The sequence below is a fragment of the Streptomyces sp. NPDC033270 genome (assembly GCF_055576575.1).
In genome coordinates this window covers 171,316-187,618 of the sequence record NZ_JBVIRA010000017.1, presented here as the reverse complement: position 1 = coordinate 187,618, position 16,303 = coordinate 171,316, and the positions used below count along the sequence as shown (strand labels likewise).

16 protein-coding genes are annotated in these 16,303 nt (G+C 73.1%); all 16 read left to right on the top strand.

The window, feature by feature from the left end; translation table 11 throughout:
• The first annotated feature begins 239 nt into the window (after positions 1 to 239).
• The 16 genes from ACZ5XZ_RS23835 to ACZ5XZ_RS23760 all read left to right on the top strand — a co-directional run bounded on the left by ACZ5XZ_RS23835 (position 240) and on the right by ACZ5XZ_RS23760 (position 16,189).
• Entirely contained in the window at positions 240 to 1,328 is a 1,089-nt protein-coding gene (locus ACZ5XZ_RS23835; protein WP_468981235.1) for an NADH-quinone oxidoreductase subunit B family protein, read from the top strand.
• An 86-nt stretch (positions 1,329 to 1,414) separates the two neighbouring features.
• Positions 1,415 to 3,199, top strand: coding sequence for a nickel-dependent hydrogenase large subunit (locus ACZ5XZ_RS23830; RefSeq protein ID WP_468981234.1), 1,785 nt, complete (start codon positions 1,415 to 1,417; stop codon positions 3,197 to 3,199).
• The gene (locus ACZ5XZ_RS23825; RefSeq protein ID WP_468981232.1) at positions 3,196 to 3,765 is read left to right on the top strand and encodes a hypothetical protein; all 570 of its coding nucleotides are present in this window, start codon (positions 3,196 to 3,198) and stop codon (positions 3,763 to 3,765) included. Before ACZ5XZ_RS23830 ends, ACZ5XZ_RS23825 begins: the two co-directional genes overlap by 4 nt.
• A 20-nt stretch (positions 3,766 to 3,785) precedes the next feature.
• Positions 3,786 to 4,424 (top strand): DUF5947 family protein, encoded by a 639-nt coding sequence (locus ACZ5XZ_RS23820; protein WP_468981275.1) that lies wholly within the window; start codon positions 3,786 to 3,788, stop codon positions 4,422 to 4,424.
• On the top strand, positions 4,421 to 5,128 hold the full coding sequence (locus ACZ5XZ_RS23815; RefSeq protein ID WP_468981231.1) for a DUF6084 family protein: 708 nt from the start codon (positions 4,421 to 4,423) through the stop codon (positions 5,126 to 5,128). The genes ACZ5XZ_RS23820 and ACZ5XZ_RS23815 overlap by 4 nt, the downstream gene beginning before the upstream one ends.
• Complete coding sequence (locus ACZ5XZ_RS23810; protein WP_468981228.1) at positions 5,125 to 6,549, top strand: hypothetical protein; 1,425 nt, start codon at positions 5,125 to 5,127, stop codon at positions 6,547 to 6,549. Before ACZ5XZ_RS23815 ends, ACZ5XZ_RS23810 begins: the two co-directional genes overlap by 4 nt.
• Positions 6,546 to 7,178 carry a hydrogenase maturation protease gene (locus tag ACZ5XZ_RS23805; protein ID WP_468981227.1) on the top strand — a complete coding sequence of 211 codons (633 nt, stop codon included), beginning with the start codon at positions 6,546 to 6,548 and terminating at the stop codon, positions 7,176 to 7,178. Before ACZ5XZ_RS23810 ends, ACZ5XZ_RS23805 begins: the two co-directional genes overlap by 4 nt.
• Positions 7,172 to 7,276 (top strand): DUF6893 family small protein, encoded by a 105-nt coding sequence (locus ACZ5XZ_RS23800; protein WP_468981225.1) that lies wholly within the window; start codon positions 7,172 to 7,174, stop codon positions 7,274 to 7,276. Before ACZ5XZ_RS23805 ends, ACZ5XZ_RS23800 begins: the two co-directional genes overlap by 7 nt.
• Positions 7,277 to 7,442: 166 nt before the next feature.
• Positions 7,443 to 7,823: a hydrogenase maturation nickel metallochaperone HypA/HybF gene (locus ACZ5XZ_RS23795; protein WP_384441832.1), complete on the top strand. Its 381-nt coding sequence runs from the start codon at positions 7,443 to 7,445 to the stop codon at positions 7,821 to 7,823.
• A 3-nt stretch (positions 7,824 to 7,826) separates the two neighbouring features.
• The gene (gene hypB, locus ACZ5XZ_RS23790; protein ID WP_468981222.1) at positions 7,827 to 8,660 is read left to right on the top strand and encodes a hydrogenase nickel incorporation protein HypB; all 834 of its coding nucleotides are present in this window, start codon (positions 7,827 to 7,829) and stop codon (positions 8,658 to 8,660) included.
• Positions 8,657 to 11,077, top strand: a complete 2,421-nt coding sequence (gene hypF, locus ACZ5XZ_RS23785; RefSeq protein ID WP_468981221.1) for a carbamoyltransferase HypF — start codon at positions 8,657 to 8,659, stop codon at positions 11,075 to 11,077. Before hypB ends, hypF begins: the two co-directional genes overlap by 4 nt.
• A 49-nt stretch (positions 11,078 to 11,126) precedes the next feature.
• The gene (locus ACZ5XZ_RS23780) at positions 11,127 to 11,465 is read left to right on the top strand and encodes a HypC/HybG/HupF family hydrogenase formation chaperone (protein WP_468981219.1); all 339 of its coding nucleotides are present in this window, start codon (positions 11,127 to 11,129) and stop codon (positions 11,463 to 11,465) included.
• Positions 11,462 to 12,586, top strand: a complete 1,125-nt coding sequence (gene hypD, locus ACZ5XZ_RS23775) for a hydrogenase formation protein HypD (protein ID WP_468981216.1) — start codon at positions 11,462 to 11,464, stop codon at positions 12,584 to 12,586. Before ACZ5XZ_RS23780 ends, hypD begins: the two co-directional genes overlap by 4 nt.
• A gap of 112 nt (positions 12,587 to 12,698) precedes the next feature.
• On the top strand, positions 12,699 to 13,688 hold the full coding sequence (gene hypE, locus ACZ5XZ_RS23770; RefSeq protein WP_468981272.1) for a hydrogenase expression/formation protein HypE: 990 nt from the start codon (positions 12,699 to 12,701) through the stop codon (positions 13,686 to 13,688).
• Positions 13,689 to 13,825: 137 nt separating this feature from the next.
• A complete protein-coding gene (locus tag ACZ5XZ_RS23765) occupies positions 13,826 to 14,932 on the top strand; it encodes an AraC family transcriptional regulator ligand-binding domain-containing protein (protein WP_468981214.1) in 1,107 nt (368 codons plus the stop codon).
• Positions 14,933 to 15,016: 84 nt separating this feature from the next.
• Positions 15,017 to 16,189 carry a lipase family protein gene (locus ACZ5XZ_RS23760; RefSeq protein ID WP_468981213.1) on the top strand — a complete coding sequence of 391 codons (1,173 nt, stop codon included), beginning with the start codon at positions 15,017 to 15,019 and terminating at the stop codon, positions 16,187 to 16,189.
• Positions 16,190 to 16,303: the final 114 nt, after the last annotated feature.

Here is a 16,303-nt window from a genome sequence, read left to right as displayed (position 1 = left end):
CTGGGGCAGGGGGTTTCCGCCACCCCGGGGGGGAGCTGGGCCCCCCCCCCCCCCCCCCCCCCCCCCCCCCTCCCCCCCCCCCCCCCCCCGCCCCCCCCCCCCGCTGCGTCATGACCCCGCCACGCTGCGTCACCGCAACGGCCCCCGGTGACCGGCCCGGCGGGTCAAGGGGTGTTACCAAGGTGGACGGAAGCCTTGAACCATCGCTTTCGTTGCATATCCGCCTAGGAGACATCGCCATGTCCGCAGCATCGAGCGTGGCCGACAAGGCCGCCGCGAACGGAAAGCCGTCCGCCGAGGACGAGTCCCCGATCCATATCCTCTGGATCAACGCCGGTCTGAGCTGCGACGGCGACTCGGTGTCGCTGACCGCCGCGACCCAGCCGAGCATCGAGGAGATCGCGCTCAGCGTGCTACCGGGACTGCCCAAGGTAGCCGTGCACTGGCCACTGATCGATTTCGAGTGCGGCCCGGTCCAGGGCGCGGACACCTTCATCGAGTGGTTCTTCAAGGGCGAGCGCGGTGAGATCGACCCGTTCGTCCTTGTCATCGAGGGGTCCGTCCCCAACGAGTCGATCAAGCCGGAGGGCTACTGGTGCGGTTTCGGCGACGACCCCGAGACCGGCCAGCCCATCACCACCAGTGAGTGGATCGACCGCCTCGCCCCCCAGGCGCTCGCCGTCGTCGCGATCGGTACCTGCGCCACGTACGGCGGCATCCACGCCATGTCCGGCAACCCGACCGGCGCCATGGGCGTGCCCGACTACCTCGGCTGGGACTGGACCTCCAAGGCCGGCATCCCGATCGTGTGTGTGCCCGGCTGCCCGATCCAGCCGGACAACTTCTCCGAGACGCTGACCTACCTGCTCTACCAGGCGGTCGGCGCGGCCCCGATGATCCCGCTGGACGAGCAGCTGCGACCCACCTGGCTCTTCGGCGAGACCGTGCACGAGGGCTGCGACCGGGCCGGCTACTACGAACAGGGCCAGTTCGCCACCACCTACGACTCGCCCAAGTGCCTGGTGAAGCTCGGATGCTGGGGCCCCGTGGTCAAATGCAATGTCCCCAAGCGGGGCTGGATGGACGGCATCGGCGGCTGTCCGAACGTCGGCGGCCTCTGTATCGCCTGCACCATGCCCGGCTTCCCCGACAAGTTCATGCCGTTCATGGACGAGCCGCCCGGCGGCAGGGTCTCCAGCGCCGCCAGCACGGTGTACGGAAGCGTCGTCCGCCGGCTGCGCGGTATCACCGCCAAGACCGTCGACCACGAACCCAAGTGGCGCCACCGCGGCGACCAACTGACCACCGGCTACCGCAAACCGTGGTGAGTGCACACCCCGAGCCGTTTTGAACACGACCCCGGACTCTCCGTCCGACCCCACCTCCTGCGTACAGAAGGGCAACGGCACACACGATGGCACCCAAGACGAAGGCGGCCGGTGACGGCAGCGGTCTGACGGAGATGTCCTGGGATCCGATCACCCGGATCGTGGGCAGCCTCGGCATCCACACCAAGATCGACTTCAAGCAGAAGCGGGTGGCGGAGTGCTACAGCACCTCGTCCGTCTTCCGCGGCTACAGCGTCTTCATGCGCGGCAAGGACCCGCGCGACGCCCACTTCATCACCAGCCGGATCTGCGGCATCTGCGGCGACAACCACGCCACCTGCTCGGTGTACACGCAGAACATGGCCTACGGGGTCAAGCCGCCGCACCTGGGGGAGTGGATCATCAACCTCGGCGAGTCCGCCGAGTACATGTTCGACCACAACATCTTCCAGGAGAACCTGGTCGGGGTCGACTACTGCGAGAAGATGGTCCGCGAGACCAACCCCGGGGTCTGGGAGGTCGCCCAGCGCACCGAAGCCCCGCACGCCGGCGACCACGGTTATCGCACCATCGCCGACATCATGTCCGCCCTCAACCCCATCGAGGGCGAGTTCTACCGCGAGGCGCTGCAGGTCAGCCGCTACACCCGGGAGATGTTCTGCCTGATGGAGGGCCGCCATGTGCACCCCTCCACGCTCTACCCGGGCGGCGTCGGCACCATCGCCAGCGTCCAGCTCTTCACCGACTACCTCAGCCGGCTGATGCGCTACGTCGAGTTCATGAAGCGCGTCGTCCCGCTCCACGACGACCTGTTCGACTTCTTCTACGAGGCCCTTCCGGGCTACGAGGAGGTCGGCCGGCGCCGCGTCCTGCTGGGCTGCTGGGGCGCCCTCAACGACCCGGAGCACTGCGACTTCACGTACCGCAACATGACGGACTGGGGGCGCAAGATGTTCGTCACCCCCGGCATCATCGTCGACGGCAAGCTCGTGACCAACGACCTCACCGAGATCAACCTCGGTATCCGGATCCTGCTGGGCAGCTCCTACTACCAGGACTGGCAGGGCCAGGAGCAGTTCGTCACCCACGACCCGCTCGGCAACCCCGTCGACCCGCGCCACCCGTGGAACCAGCACACCATCCCCGCCCCGCAGAAGCGGGACTTCAACGACAAGTACAGCTGGGTGATGTCCCCGCGGTGGTTCGACGGCAAGGAGCACCTGGCGCTGGACACCGGCGGCGGCCCGATCGCCCGGCTCTGGTCCACCGCGCTGTCCGGGCTCGTCGACACCCCGTACGTCAAGGCCACCGGCCAGAGCGTGGTCATCGACCTGCCGCGCAGCATGACCAAGCCCGAGGCCCGCTTCGAATGGAAGATCCCGAAGTGGAGCAACGCCCTGGAGCGCAACCGCGCCCGCACCTACTTCCAGGCCTACGCGGCCGCCATGGCGCTGCACTTCGCCGAGCAGGGCCTCAACGAGGTACGCGCCGGACGCACCCAGACGTGGGAGAAGTTCGAGGTCCCCGACGAGTCCATCGGCTGCGGTTTCACCGAGGCGGTACGCGGCGTCCTCTCGCACCACATGGTCATCCGGGACGGCAAGATCGCCAACTACCACCCCTACCCGCCGACTCCGTGGAACGCCAGCACCCGCGACAGCTACGGCACCCCGGGCCCGTACGAGGACGCCGTCCAGAACACCCCGATCTTCGAGGAGAACACCCCGGAGAACTTCAAGGGCATCGACATCATGCGCACGGTGCGCAGCTTCGACCCGTGTCTGCCCTGCGGCGTCCACATGTACGTCGGCGACGGCAGATCCGTACAGAAGATGCATGTGCCCACCGGCCTGAGCGGGCTGTCCGGATGAGCGCCCCCACCGCCCCGGAGCCGACCGCCGCGCCGAACGCGGAGGCGACCGGCCGCCGCGTCGAGGAGGTACTGGACCGCCTCGCCCGGCGCGAGGACCGGGAGGCGAGCACCGCCGCCGAGGAACTCGTGCGCGCGCTGATGGACTTCTACGGCGCGGGGCTCGCCCGGATCGCGCACCTCCTGCAGCGCGACACGGGCGACGGCGGCCCGTGGGCGGCGCTGCTGGGCGACGAGCTGGTGACCGGGCTGCTGGTGCTGCACGACCTGCACCCCGAGGACACCGCCGCCCGCATCGACCGCGCCCTGGACAGCGTCCGCCGCCGGCACCCGGCCGACGTCGCGGAGTTCGCCGCCGACACCGGCGTACTGCGGCTGCGGTCGGCCGACTCCGGCGGCTGCGGCTGCCCCAGCACGAGCCAGGCCGCCCAGCAGGCCGTCGAGGCCGCCCTGAGCTGCTTCGCGCCCGAGGTGACCGCGGTGCAGTGGGAGGCGGCCGAGGCCCGCACCGAACCGCCGCTGCTGCAGATCTCCAGCCGCCCGCCGACCGCCGCCACCGTCTCGTGAGCGCCCCGCAGACGGCGGCCATGCGTCTGGGGCCGCTGACCGCCCACCGCGGTCTGCGCCGCTTCCGCGCACCGGCACCGCCCGCACCCGAACGCTGCGAACTGTGCGCCATGGTGCTCGCCGAGCACAACCACCGCCACCTGGTCGACATCAGCCGCCGCGCGCTGGCCTGCGCCTGCACCCCCTGCGCGCTGCTCTTCGACGCGCCCGGCGCCGGGCAGTTCCGCAGCGTCCCCGACCGCTACCTCGTCGACCCCGGCCACACCCTCGACGACGGGGCCTGGAACCTGCTGCAGATCCCCGTCGGCGTCGCGTTCTTCCTGCGCCACTCCGACCTGGACCGGCTGGTCGCGCTCTACCCCAGCCCGGCCGGCGCCACCGAGAGCGAACTCGACCCGTCCACCTGGCAGACCGTACTGGCCGCCAGCCGACTGGCCGAACTCCTCCAGCCCGACGTGGAGGCGCTGCTGCTGCGCCGCATCGAGGGGCGGATCGACTGCTATCTGGTCCCCATCGACATCTGCTACGAACTCGTGGGCCGGATGCGGCTGCTGTGGCGCGGCTTCGACGGCGGCGCCGAGGCGCGCGCCGCGCTCGCCGACTTCTTCACCAAGGTCGCCCGCCGGGCCCGTCCCCCGAAGGAGGACGACCGGCCGTGACCGATCTGTCCTTCGTCTGCACCGGTGTCCGTGCCGACCCCTACGCCGCCGCCCCCACCCTGCTGTTCCGGCTGCGCCTGACCGCCCCCGACCCCGCGGTGCGGGTGCACGCCCTCGCGCTGCGCTGCCAGATCCGGATCGAACCGGCCCGGCGCGGCTACCTGCCCGAAGAGGCCGAGGCGCTCGCCGACCTCTTCGGCGACCGCTCCCGCTGGAGCAGCACCCTGCACCCCCTGCAGTTCGCCCAGGTCTCGCTGGTCGTCCCCGGCTTCACCGGCGAGTGCGAGGTGGATCTGCCCGTCCCGTGCAGCTACGACCTGGACGTCGCGGCCGGCCGGTACTTCCACGCGCTGCGCGACGGCGAGGTCCCGCTGCTGCTGCTCTTCTCCGGCACGGTCTTCGCCGGCGCCGGCGGCTTCCAGGTCCAGCCGGTGCCCTGGAACAAGGAAGCGTCCGTCCGCATGCCGGTGACGGTCTGGCAGGAGATGACCGAGGCGCACTTCCCCGGCTGCGGCTGGCTCCGGCTGCCACGCGAAACCCTCGACGCCCTGCTCGCCTACCGCTCCCGGCGCGCCCTGCCCTCCTGGCAGGCGACCGTCGAGGCGCTGCTGGCCGGCGCCGACGGCCCCGAGCCGCCCGCCCCGCGCGCCCGGCTCTTCCCCGGGGCCGCGGCCCGTCCCGTCACCGAGAGGACCGCACCGTGACGACCGGCGTCCTGCCCGACGAGGCGGCGGACCGCTTCGCCACCGCCCGCCAGGTGGCCGACGCGGTGCTGTTCGAGGGCTATGTGCTCTACCCGTACCGTGCCTCCGCCGCCAAGAACCGGCTCCGGTGGCAGTTCGGCGTCCTGGTGCCGCCGGGCTGGGGCGCCGAGCACGCGGAGCACTCCTTCCAGCGCACCGAATGCCTCATGGAGCCCAGGGCGGGCGCCCGGCTCTCGGCCGAACTGCGGTTTCTGCACGCCCAGCGGCGCACCGTCCAACGCCTCGTCGCCGATGGGGAGTTCGAGACCGTGGAGCAACTCGAACTGCCCGACCGGGTGGTGTCCTGCTGGGACGAGGGGACCGAGGAGCGCATCACCCTGGACGTGGACGTCGCCAAGCTGACCGACGAGGGACTGACGATCCCGTTCACCCGCCCCGCGCATGAGGAGACCGAGCCGGTCCACGACGCCCAGGGGCGGCCGGTCGGCCGGCTGGTGCGCCGCCGCGCCGGGATCGAGGGCCTGGTACGGCTGACCGCCGACGCGCTCGACGGACCGTACGCGGCGCTGCGGCTGACCGCGACCGTGGAGAACACCAGCACCTGGCAGCCGGACGACGCCGGCGCCGACCGGTCCGCCGCGCTGCCGTACTGCCTGGTCGGCGCCCATCTCCTGCTCGGCCTGAGCGCGGGCTCGTTCCTGTCCATGACCGACCCGCCCGAATGGGCCCGGGCCGCCGCGGCGTCCTGCCGCAACGAGCACTCCTGGCCGGTGCTGGCAGGCGAGTCGGGCCGCGCCGATGTGGTGCTGTCCTCCCCGATCATCCTGGAGGACCATCCGGCCATCGCCCCCGAAAGCCCCGGCGCGCTCTACGACGCCCTGGAGATCGACGAGATCCTCGCGCTGCGCACCGCCGCCCTCACCGACCAGGAGAAGCGCGAGGCCCGCGGCACCGACCCGCGCGCCGCCGACGTCATCGCGCTCGCCGACACCATGCCGCCCGAGGTCCTGGAGCGGCTGCACGGCGCCGTCCGGGCGCTGCGCGAGGTGACCGACGCCGGCCCGGCCGCCCCCGCCGACCCGGCCGCCCCCGACGTGCCGGGCACCCGCCCGGACACCCCCTGGTGGGACCCGGCCGGCGACCGCGGCGTCGACCCGGCGCACGACCGGATCACCGTCGACGGGCGGTCGGTCGGCGCGGGCAGCCGGGTGCTGCTGAAGCCGGGCCTGCGCCGCACCGACGCCCAGGACCTCTTCCTCCAGGGCCGCAGCGCCCGGGTCGAGGCCGTGCTGCACGACGTGGACGGCGGGGTGCACCTGGCGGTGACCGTCGAGGACGATCCGGGCGCCGACATCCAGCGGGAGCAGGGCCGCTTCCTGTACTTCCAACCCGATGAGATCGCCCCTCTGGAGGACGCGTGAGCTCCGCCGCCCCCGCCGCCGGACCGCCCGGGAAGACCCTGATCGCGGGCGTCGGCAACATCTTCCTCGGCGACGACGGCTTCGGCGTCGAGGCCGTCCGCCGGCTCTGCGAACACCCCCTCCCGGAGGGCGTGGAAGTCGTCGACGCCGGTGTCCGGGGCGTGCACCTCGCCTACCAGATGCTGGAGGGCTACCACACCGTCCTGCTCGTGGACGCCGCCGCGCGCCGAGGCGCACCCGGCACCGTCTACCTCCTCGACGCCACCACCTCCGCCCCCGCCGCCGGCGCCCCCGCGCTCGACGGCCACCACATGACCCCCGACACCGTGCTCGCGCTGCTCGACACGCTCAGCGCGGGCACCGGCCAACGGCGCCCGCGGCGCGTCCTGGTCGTCGGCTGCGAACCCGCCGAGGTCGCCGAAGGCATCGGGCTCAGCGCGCCGGTCGAGGCGGCGGTCGACGAGGCCGTACGGCTGATCCTGCGTCTGGTCGGCGCGGACGCACCGGCATCCGGCGCCACGGACGAGCCGGAACCGGGTGCCGCGGAGCAACCGGAACACCCCGCCGAAGAGCCGGCACCGGTCGCCAACGGACCGGGCACCAGTGAGAGGAACACGACACCATGCTGAAGCTCGCCCTGGGCGGCGCGGCCGCCACCGCGCTCGCCCTCGCCCTGAAGTCCCTGCTCCCCGACCTCAAGCGCTATCTGCGCATCCGGGCCATGTGACGGGACGGCGGCCGGCCACCGCCCGCGCTGCACCGAACGGCGTACGCCACCGCGCCGCCCCGGCGAGGCACCCGGGCCGCCCCGCGGCGGCGCCGTCTAATGAAGCCCAGGGCCGCCGGACACCCCCCCGGCGGCACCCGGCCGTCCCCGCACCAGAGAGGGACCGATGCACGAGATGTCCATCGCGCTGGCCGTCGTGGACCAGGTCGAAGGCGCGGCCCGGCCCGCCGGGGCCACCGCGGTCCGCAGCGTCCGGTTGCAGGTCGGCGAACTGGCCGGAGTGGTCCCCGACGCACTGGCCTTCTCCTTCGAACTCGCCTGCGCCGGCACGGCGTTGGAGGGCGCCGAACTCGTCATGGAACCGGTGCCCGCCCGCGCCCGCTGCGGCCCCTGCGCGACGACCTGGCAGGTGGGCATGCCGCCGCGGCTGAGCTGCCCGGACTGCGGCGGGGCGACGGACGGGCTGCTGTCCGGCCGTGAACTGCAGATCGTCACCGTGTGCTGGAACGACGCCCCGGTCCCCGCACCGATTCCTCAGGAGCGCTGAACCATGTGCCGTGTCGTCGACCTGCAACAGGCCGTCCTCGCCAAGAACGACGCCTGCGCCCACACCCTGCGCGAGGACCTCGCGGCCAGGGGCACCGCGGTCGTCAATCTGCTCTCCAGCCCCGGCAGCGGCAAGACCGCCCTCCTGGAGCGCGAACTCACCCTCGCCCACAGCCGCGGCATCCCCGTCGCGGCCCTCACCGCCGACCTCGCCACCGAGAACGACGCGATCCGGCTGTCCCGCTCCGGAGTGCCCGTCAAGCAGGTGCTCACCGACGGGCTGTGCCACCTGGAGGCCGAGATGCTCGGCGGGCATCTGCACGGCTGGCTCCCCGCCGACACCCGGCTGCTGTTCATCGAGAACGTCGGCAACCTGGTCTGCCCGGCCTCCTACGACCTGGGGGAGACACTGCGGGTCGTCCTGGCATCGGTCACCGAGGGCGAGGACAAGCCGCTGAAGTACCCCACCGCCTTCGGCCTGGCCCACCTGGTCGTCGTCACCAAGACCGACATCGCGCAGGCGGTCTCCTTCGACGAGGCGGAGTTCCGCGCCAACGTCGAGCGGATCAACCCCGGCGTCGAGATCGTCCTCACCTCGGCGCGCGGCGGCGAAGGGGACGGCGTACTGCTGGAACGGGCGCTGGCCGCGCGCGACGGAGCGCCGGTGCACCTGCCCGTCATGACCCGCAAGTCCCACCATGTGCACGACGCCGGGGAGGGCCAGCAGCCGCAGACCGACGCACGCCAGGACGAGGACCACTACACCCACGCTCCGCGGGTGACGGGCGGTCACACCCACCGGTCCGGCCCCGGCACCGTGGCGTCGAGCCGCTCATGACCACCGGGCAGGTCGACCGGGCCCCCGCGGCGGCCGCCGCGCGCCGGCGGATCACCGTGCGCGGCGTCGTCCAGGGCGTCGGCTTCCGGCCGTTCGTCCATGCCCTGGCCACCGAACTGGGCCTGACCGGCCATGTCGCCAACACCGGCGAGGGCGTGGTCGCCGAGGTCGAGGGCCACCCCGCCGCGCTCGCCCGCTTCGCCGAACGGATCGGCGGCGAGGCACCCCCGCTGGCCGTCGTCGAGGCGGTCGACGGCGAGGACATCGCCGCGGTCGGCGAGGCCGGGTTCCGCATCCTGCCCTCCCGGGGCCACGGCCCCTCCCGCACGCTGGTCGCCCCGGACGCCGCCACCTGCGACGCCTGCCTGGCCGAGCTGACCGACCCGGCCGACCGCCGCCACCGGCACCCCTTCCTGACCTGCACGCACTGCGGGCCGCGGTTCACCATCGTCACCGCGCTCCCTTACGACCGCGCGCTGACGACCATGGACCGCTTCCCGATGTGCGTGGGCTGCGCGCGGGAGTACGCGGACCCGGCCGACCGGCGCTTCCACGCCCAGCCCATCGCCTGCCACGACTGCGGCCCCCGGCTGCGACTGCTGACCGCGGACCCCGACGACCGCACCCGGCCGCCCCGCCCGGAGCGCGGCGCCGACCCGGTCGCCGCCACCCGGCACCTGCTCGCGGACGGCGCGATCGTGGCCGTCAAAGGCCTCGGCGGCTACCACCTCGTGTGCGACGCTTCCAACGACACCGCCGTCACGCTGCTGCGCCGCCGCAAGGCCCGCGGTGACAAACCGCTGGCCCTGATGGCCCGTCATATCGACGACATCGCCCACCTGGTGCGCGTACGGGACGAGGAACGCGCACTGCTCACCGGACCCCAGCGGCCCATCGTCCTGCTGCGCCGCACCCCGGACCCCGCGCCGGTGCCCGGTGCGCCGGCGCTCTGCGAAGCCGTCGCCCCCGCCAGCCCCGACCTGGGCGTCATGCTTCCCTACACCCCCCTGCACCACCTCCTGCTCGGCCTGCCCGGCGATCCGCCCGGGCCCCGGCTGCTGGTGATGACCAGCGGCAACGTCGCGGGCGAACCGATCGTCACCGACGACGACGAGGCCCTGCGCCGGCTGGCGCACCTGGCGGACGCCTGGCTCACCCACGACCGGCCGATCCGGATCCCGTGCGACGACTCGGTGGTCCGGATCAGCGACGGCGAGCCGCTGTTCGTGCGCCGCTCCCGCGGCTATGCGCCGTTCCCCGTCGCACTCCCGGTGCCCGTACGGCCCGCGCTCGCGGCCGGCGGCGACCTCAAGAACGTGCTGTGCCTGGCCGAGGGGCGCCGCGCCTGGCTGTCCGCGCACATCGGCGACATGGACGACTTCGCCACCCAGCTCGCGTTCGAAGCGGCCGAGGCGCACCTGGAGACGGTCACCGGGGTGCGCCCCCAGCTCCTCGCGGCCGACCGGCACCCCGGCTACCGGTCCGGCCAGTGGGCCCAGCGCCACACCGAAGGCCGGCCGCTCGTACGGGTCCAGCACCACCACGCGCACATCGCCTCGGCCATGGCCGAACACGGCCTCGACGGCGGCCAGCCGGTCATCGGCGTCGCCTTCGACGGCACCGGCTACGGCGACGACCAGGCCGTGTGGGGCGGCGAGATCCTGCTCGCCGACTACGACGGATACCGCCGCTTCGGGCAACTGGCCTATGTGCCGCTGCCCGGCGGCGACACCACCGTACGGCGCCCCTACCGGATGGCGCTGGCCCATCTGCGCGCCGCCGGCATCGACTGGGCCGAGGACCTGCCCCCGGTGGCGGCCTGCCCACCCGACGAACGGCGGCTGCTGGCCCGGCAGCTCGAACGCCACCTCAACTGCGTGCCCACCTCCAGCATGGGCCGGCTCTTCGACGCCGTCTCCTCGCTCGCCGGGATCTGCCACCACTCCGGCTACGAGGCGCAGGCCGCCGTCGCACTCGAAGCCGCGGCCCTGACCGCCGGCGAGGACGACGGCGCCGGCTACACCTTCGCCCTGCACTCCGCGCCGGCGGACCCCAAGGGCCCGCTCGCCGACACCCTCGCCGACCCGGCGCCGCTGCTCACCGCGATCGTCCGGGACGTGCGCGCGGGCACCGCCCCGGCGCTGATCGCCGCCCGCTTCCACGCGGCGGTCGTCGGCCTGGTGCGGCACCTGTGCGGGCTGGCGCGGGAGCGGGCCGGACTGGGGACCGTCGCCCTGACCGGGGGCGTCTTCGCCAACACCCTGCTGGCCGAGGCCACCGCCGGCCGGCTGCGCCAGGACGGCTTCACCGTCCTGCGCCACCGCTCGATCCCGCCCAACGACGGGGGGCTGGCGCTCGGCCAGATCGTCGTGGCGGCGCGCACCACGCCCCTGTACGGCGGGGTGGGCGTGCCCTGAGCCACGTGGCGCGCGGCAGACGCAACGTACCCATGACGAGGAGAGGCCCATGTGCCTGGCGGTACCCGGCAAGGTATTGGACATCGAGGAGCGGGACGGCACCCGGATGGCCACCGTCGACTTCGGCGGGGTCGTCAAGGAGGTGTGCCTGGAGTACGTCCCGGACCTGAAGGTCGGCGAGTACGCGATCGTGCACGTCGGGTTCGCGCTGCAGCGCCTGGACGAGGAGTCCGCCCGGCAGACCCTCGCGCTCTTCGAGGAACTCGGCCTGCTCCAGGAGGAGTTCGGTGATCCCTGGGAGGCGGCGGCCGCCTCCCAGGGGCCGGCGGAGACCGGCGGCGCCACGGCGGCGGCCGTGGGCGAGACGGCGCGGGAGGCGCGGCAGTGAAGTACATCGACGAATTCCAGGACCCCGAGCTGGCCCGCCGACTGCTGGACGACATCCACGCCACGGTGACCCGGCCCTGGGCCCTGATGGAGGTCTGCGGCGGCCAGACCCACACCATCATCCGGCACGGCATCGACCAGCTCCTGCCCGACGAGGTCGAGTTGATCCACGGGCCGGGCTGTCCGGTCTGTGTCACGCCGCTGGAGGTCATCGACAAGGCCCTGGAGATCGCGGCCCGCCCCGACGTGATCTTCTGCTCCTTCGGGGACATGCTCCGCGTCCCCGGCAGCGACCGCGACCTGTTCCAGGTGCGCAGCCAGGGCGGCGACGTACGGGTCGTCTACTCCCCGCTCGACGCGCTGAAGATCGCCCAGCAGAACCCGCACCGCGAAGTGGTGTTCTTCGGCATCGGCTTCGAGACCACCGCCCCGCCCAACGCCATGACGGTCCATCAGGCGAGCCGACTCGGCATCCCCAACTTCAGCCTGCTGGTCTCGCACGTCCGGGTACCGCCCGCCATCGAGGCGATCATGACCTCGCCCAGCTGCCGGGTCCAGGCGTTCCTCGCCGCCGGCCATGTGTGCAGCGTGATGGGCATGGGGGAGTACCCGGCCCTCGCCGAACGCTTCCAGGTCCCGATCGTCGTCACCGGATTCGAGCCACTGGACATCCTGGAGGGCATCCGCCGCACCGTCCGCCAGCTCGAACGCGGCGAACACACCGTGGACAACGCCTATCCGCGCGCCGTGCGCACCGAGGGCAACCCGGCCGCCCAGGCCATGCTCGCCGATGTCTTCGAGGTCACCGACCGCGCCTGGCGCGGCATCGGCACCATCCCCGCCAGTGGCTGGCGGCTGTCGGAGCGCTATCGCCACTACGACGCCGAGCACCGCTTCTCCGTGTCCGGCATCACCACCCGCGAACCCGCCGCCTGCCGCAGCGGCGAGGTCCTGCAGGGCCTCATCAAGCCGCACGAATGCGAGGCGTTCGGCACCACCTGCACCCCGCGCACCCCGCTCGGCGCCACCATGGTCTCCAGCGAGGGGGCCTGCGCCGCCTACTTCCTCTACCGCCGACTCGGCACCCCGCCCACTCCGCTGGAGGCGACCCCCGTTGTCTGACACCCCCCGCACCGCGCCGCACGGCCCCACACCGGCCGAGCGCCAACTGCCCACCGTCGACATCTCCGGCTGGACCTGCCCCACCCCGCTGCGCGACCAGCCGCGCGTCGTGATGGGGCACGGCGGGGGCGGTGCGCTCTCCGCCGAACTCGTGCAGCAGATCTTCGTCCCCGCCTTCGGCGGCGAGGTCCTCGCCCAGCTCGGCGACTCCGCCGCGGTGTCCCTCGGGGGTACCCGCCTCGCCTTCTCCACCGACTCCTTCGTCGTGCGGCCACTGTTCTTCCCCGGGGGCAGCATCGGCGACCTCGCCGTCAACGGCACCGTCAACGACCTCGCCATGAGCGGCGCCCGGGCCGCCTACCTCTCCTGCGGGTTCATCCTGGAGGAGGGCGTGGAGATGCCGGTGGTCGCCGGGGTCGCCGACGCGATGGGGGCGGCCGCGCGGGCCGCCGGCGTGGAGGTGGCCACCGGCGACACCAAGGTCGTCGAGGCGGGCCACGGCGACGGCGTCTACATCAACACCGCCGGCATCGGCCTGATCCCGTCCGGTGTCGACCTTCGCCCGCAGCGCGTCGTCCCCGGCGACGTCGTGATCGTCAGCGGTGACATCGGCGTCCACGGCGTGGCGATCATGAGCGTCCGCGAGGGCCTGGAATTCGGCGTCGAGATCGAGAGCGACTGCGCGGCCCTCGGCGGCCTCGTCGAGACCATGCTCGCCGTCACCCCCGACCTGCACGTCCTGCGCGATCCCACGCGCGGCGGGCTGGCCGCCGCCCTGTGCGAGATCGCCACCGCCTCCTGCACCGGCATCGTCATCCAGGAACGCGCCATCCCCGTCCCCCCGACCGTCGCCAACGCCTGCGCCATCCTCGGCCTGGACCCCATGTACGTCGCCAACGAAGGCAAACTGGTCGCCTTCGTCCCCCGCGAGCACGCCGACGCCGTCCTGGACGCCATGCGCAGCCACCCCCTGGGCGCCGGCGCCACCATCATCGGCGAGACCGTAGCCACCCACCCCGGCATGGTCGTGGCCCGCACCCTCCTGGGCGGTACCCGCGTGGTCGATCTGCCGCTGGGGGAGCAGCTGCCACGGATCTGCTGAGCCGCCCGGCTCACGAGGCCGCGGGCGGCGAGGGGGCGTCCCCCGGCAGACCGTAGGGACCCGCCACCGGCCGCGGGGATGACGGGAACCGTCACGCCCGCTGACCTCTTCGCTCAGGGCCGCTACGGTGTCGGGCCATGAGCCGGCTGACGATCGCGATGCACCACGTGCGAGCCGCGCTGAGCGGCGCACAACGCCTCGGCGCCGACACCGTGCCGCTGCTCCAGGCCGCCCGGATCCCGCCCCTGCTGCTCGGCGACGACCGCGCCCGCGTCACACCGGAGCAGTTCACCCGGCTGGTCAAGGCCCTGCACCGCGCGACGGACGACGAGTTCCTGGGCCTGGGCCCCGAGCCCAGCCGCCGCGGCACCTTCGCCATGATGTGCCACGCCTGCCTGGGCTGCCCCGACCTGGGCTCGGCACTGGACCGGGCGGCGCGCTTCTACCGGCTCTTTCCCGGCGGACCCGAGATGGCGGTCGAGACGCTCCCCGCCCCGGCCGGCCACAGCGCCCCGGCAGTCTTCTCCGTACGCACCGACCTGCGCCCCTACGACGAGGGCAACTTCCTCTCCGAGTGCATCCTGATCATCTGGCACCGGCTCTCCAGCTGGCTGATCGGCCGCCGCATCCCGCTGCGCTGGGCGCACTTCGCCTATCCGGCGCCGGCCCACGCCCACGAATACGACGTACTGTTCGGCTGCCCGGTGCACTTCGGAGCCGAGCGCACCGCGGCCGGCTGGGACGCACACTGGCTCGCCGCGCCCGTCGTACGGGACGAGGGCGCGCTGGCGGCCATGCTGCGGCGGGCGCCGGCCGATCTGCTGAGCCGGCGCGAATACGGCACCACCGTCGCCGAGCAGGTGCGCCGCACCCTCGTCCAGGCGCTGCGGACCGCGGCCCCGGCACGGCTCCCGGAGGTCGGCGAGGTCGCGGCCCGGCTGGCGGTGAGCCCGGCGACGCTGCGGCGCAGGCTCCAGGCCGAGGGGACCTCGTACCAGCAGCTGAAGGACGCGGTACGCCGGGACGCGGCGATCTCCTCACTGGTCGCCGGGCACGAGCCGATCGCCGAACTCGCGGCGCGGATCGGCTTTTCGGAGGACACCGCGTTCCACCGCGCCTTCCGGCGGTGGACGGGCACCACACCCGGCGCCTACCGGCTGAGCGGCGCGGCCGCCGAGCAGCCCGGCCACCCCGCCCCCGGTGACCGGCCCGCGCGTCATGAGACACCGGGTCAACAAAGCTGAGCGTCCCGGTCAGCGCCTTCCTTACCGGCGAGTCACTACGGTCGCAGCAACCACCCCAGCATCCGCGTCAGTTGGGAGAGCCGTATGCACCGTCGCCCCACCGCACTCGCCACCGCCGCCCTGGCACTCACGCTCGGCCTCGCCGGCGCGAGCGCCGCGGCACCGCGGCCGGCCGCGCACCCGCACGGCAGCCCCGGCGACATCGTGGCCGCCGCCCCGACGTCCTTCCATCCGCTGCCCGGCCAGCCCACCCGCACCCGCGCCTGGCACGTCACCTACCGTTCCACCACCGCCGAGGGCAGCCCCAACACCGTCTCCGGCACGGTCATCGTCCCCGACGACGGCCGCACCGGCCCCCGGCCGCTCATCACCTACGCCGTCGGCACCGTCGGCCTCGCCGACTCCTGCGCGCCCTCGGCCGGCTTCCCCAAGGGCACCACCATGGAGGCCAACCTCATCCAGCAGCTCACCGCCCGGGGTTGGGCGGTCGCGGTCACCGACTACGAAGGCCTCGGCACCCCCGGCGACCACACCTACACCGTCGGCCGCGCCGAGGGACAGGCCGTCCTGGACGCCGCCCGGGCCGCCCAGCGGCTGCCCGGGGCCGCCGCGGCCGGCGTCACCGAGGACTCCCCGGTCGGCATCATGGGCTACTCCCAGGGCGGCCAGGCCAGCAGCTGGGCCGCCGAACTGCACCGCTCCTACGCGCCCGAACTCGACGTCAAGGGCACCGCGACCGGCGGCGTTCCGGCCGATCTGCGCAAGGTCGCCGACGCCAACAACGGCAATATCGGCGCCGGACTCATCCTGATGGCCGCCACCGGGCAGAACGCCGCCTTCCCCGAACTGCACCTGGAGAAGTACCTCAACGACAAGGGCCGGCACTACGTCGACTTCATGAAGAACAACTGCGTGGCCGTCGACACCGTCGCGGGCCTGTTCAAGAAGATCTCCGACGTCACCGTCAGCAACCCGCTGGAACAACCGGACTGGCAGCGACGGCTGCGCGCGTCGGACCTGGGCACCCGCGAGCCGGACGCCCCGGTGTACCTCTACCACGGGACCGTCGACGAACTGATCCCCTACGGGGTCGGCGAGCAGCTGCGGGCCGACTGGTGCGCCAAGGGCGCCACCGTCGAGTGGCACTCGATCCCGCTGGGCGAGCACGTCCTCGGCGCGATCGTGGGTTCCCGGCCGGCCGCCGACTGGCTCGCGAACCGCTTCGCGGACCGGCCGACGAAGGGCAACTGCGGCTGAGCCACCGCCGCCACGACGAGGTCGCAGGCGGCGGCCCCACGCTTCGCCGAGCGGGGGCCGCCGCCTGACCAGCGGACGCACGGTGCGCCGGGGACCGCGGGCCATGCCCCGCGG

Excerpts from the sequence above, each read along its gene's own strand:
- ACZ5XZ_RS23820 (WP_468981275.1), top strand. The coding sequence starts at position 3,786 with ATGCGTCTGGGGCCGCTGACCGCCCACCGCGGTCTGCGCCGCTTCCGC.
- ACZ5XZ_RS23795 (WP_384441832.1), top strand. The coding sequence starts at position 7,443 with ATGCACGAGATGTCCATCGCGCTGGCCGTCGTGGACCAGGTCGAAGGC.
- hypF (WP_468981221.1), top strand. The coding sequence starts at position 8,657 with ATGACCACCGGGCAGGTCGACCGGGCCCCCGCGGCGGCCGCCGCGCGC.
- hypE (WP_468981272.1), top strand. The coding sequence starts at position 12,699 with ATGGGGCACGGCGGGGGCGGTGCGCTCTCCGCCGAACTCGTGCAGCAG.
- hypB (WP_468981222.1), top strand. The coding sequence starts at position 7,827 with ATGTGCCGTGTCGTCGACCTGCAACAGGCCGTCCTCGCCAAGAACGAC.
- ACZ5XZ_RS23765 (WP_468981214.1), top strand. The coding sequence starts at position 13,826 with ATGAGCCGGCTGACGATCGCGATGCACCACGTGCGAGCCGCGCTGAGC.
- ACZ5XZ_RS23780 (WP_468981219.1), top strand. The coding sequence starts at position 11,127 with ATGTGCCTGGCGGTACCCGGCAAGGTATTGGACATCGAGGAGCGGGAC.
- ACZ5XZ_RS23760 (WP_468981213.1), top strand. The coding sequence starts at position 15,017 with ATGCACCGTCGCCCCACCGCACTCGCCACCGCCGCCCTGGCACTCACG.
- ACZ5XZ_RS23825 (WP_468981232.1), top strand. The coding sequence starts at position 3,196 with ATGAGCGCCCCCACCGCCCCGGAGCCGACCGCCGCGCCGAACGCGGAG.
- ACZ5XZ_RS23800 (WP_468981225.1), top strand. The coding sequence starts at position 7,172 with ATGCTGAAGCTCGCCCTGGGCGGCGCGGCCGCCACCGCGCTCGCCCTC.
- ACZ5XZ_RS23835 (WP_468981235.1), top strand. The coding sequence starts at position 240 with ATGTCCGCAGCATCGAGCGTGGCCGACAAGGCCGCCGCGAACGGAAAG.
- ACZ5XZ_RS23830 (WP_468981234.1), top strand. The coding sequence starts at position 1,415 with ATGGCACCCAAGACGAAGGCGGCCGGTGACGGCAGCGGTCTGACGGAG.